A 1,476-nucleotide genomic window follows, 5' to 3' on the forward strand; every position below is an offset into this window, starting at 1 on the left:
AGCTAAAGGAAGAAGCGACAGCAGCCAGTGAAGAGCTGGGCAAACTTAGCGATGAACACGTGTCGATGGTCAGTCGACACTTAGAGCTTCTTGACCACTACGCAAACCAACAACCAGATATCCAAGAAGCTGATACCAATGATAATACCCCTGACCTTTACGCCCACGCTTCAACAGGCGTTGGTATAGCTACAGCAGCGGTACAGCAACATTTGAATAATATTAACGGTGTCTTGTTAGAAATTAATGACCTGTACGCTAGTCAAGTAGCCATGGCGAGTCGTACTGGAGGTATCAATTATGGCGCATTTGTCTCTCAGCGTGCCGAACTGTTCAAGAAATTAGATGGTTCATTTGCTGCACTATCAAAGCGCTCGGTACAGTTACCTGTTTATACGCAAGTAAAACGCAACCTCAAACTGTCAACTAAATCAGTGATTCATAACGCTGACGAGATTTTGAAGTCAGGTTTTGTCAAAAACCTTGGTAAACGAATTGCCAATATCTCCATTGGGGTATCCGCTACAAAAGGGGTTGGTTATATTGGTATCGGTTTAGGTGTTACCAGTGGTGTAAAAAATATCTATGAAGCATGCAATGTCAATAGCTCTGGCGAATGCGGCAAAACTGTCACAAAAGAAGTTTCAGCGTTTATAGGAGGTCTAGTTGGTGGAACCGCTGGGGGCAACCTTGGGATAATACTAGCTTTAGGCTTGGTAGGTACCGCATCCGCACCAGTGCTAGCAATTGCTACTGTTGGAGGTTTTGTTCTAGGTGGCGCTTTAGGAGGCTCAATGACATCATATGGAGCCAAAGAAGTCGCTGAAATTGTCTATGAATATGCTGAAGAATTACTAGAGGTTGAATAAATGATTTCTTTATTAATCGTGATGATAGGTGGTTATGGCATACTATGGGCAGTTCCTGGCGGTATATTCTTGATCATGGTCTCTTACGGAGACTTGAAGCATATTATTGCGCTTGATAAGCATTACGCCAACAATCTAGACAAGCTATATGATAAAAATGGCTACCTAGTAAACCAACTATCTACAGCCATTGGCTGTAGATACATGTGGTATTTGATTGCTTATCCGGTAATTCGAAGCAGAACCAAAGCTAAGTCTCACAAAGTTAGTATATTTATGTGGTTGAACTCTTTGGGTATGTGGTCTTGGTTTATCGTTTCACTTTTGATCTTATGGGATAAATGGTTAAGCGTGACACCATAAGCTCATAACGCCCAATTAAGTAGCCCGAAACGCACTGGCTCACTTTCCGCATTGCTCGGCAACACGAATTTCAACGCAAACTAAAATCGCCGAGCGTTGAGGGTCTGCTTGAATTGTTTGTTATGTTTTACCACAAATGACTGATTTATTTGGCAAAGAACTGCATTCTTGACCGTGTTTTCTGAGCCGAATCACACGACAAAACTCACTTGGCCGCCAGATGCACGGAACACAAAGCGCGTAA

At 42.8% G+C, this 1,476-nt stretch carries 1 protein-coding gene and 1 pseudogene; both read left to right on the top strand.

Annotated features, from left to right (window positions below; genetic code table 11):
• Positions 1-869 (top strand): annotated as a pseudogene (locus CDZ87_RS16745) (hypothetical protein); the annotation flags it as partial.
• The gene (locus tag CDZ87_RS16750; protein WP_100754539.1) at positions 870-1,232 is read left to right on the top strand and encodes a hypothetical protein; all 363 of its coding nucleotides are present in this window, start codon (positions 870-872) and stop codon (positions 1,230-1,232) included.
• Positions 1,233-1,476: the final 244 nt, after the last annotated feature.

Source organism: Vibrio salilacus (assembly GCF_002811245.1).
GTDB lineage: Bacteria > Pseudomonadota > Gammaproteobacteria > Enterobacterales > Vibrionaceae > Vibrio > Vibrio salilacus.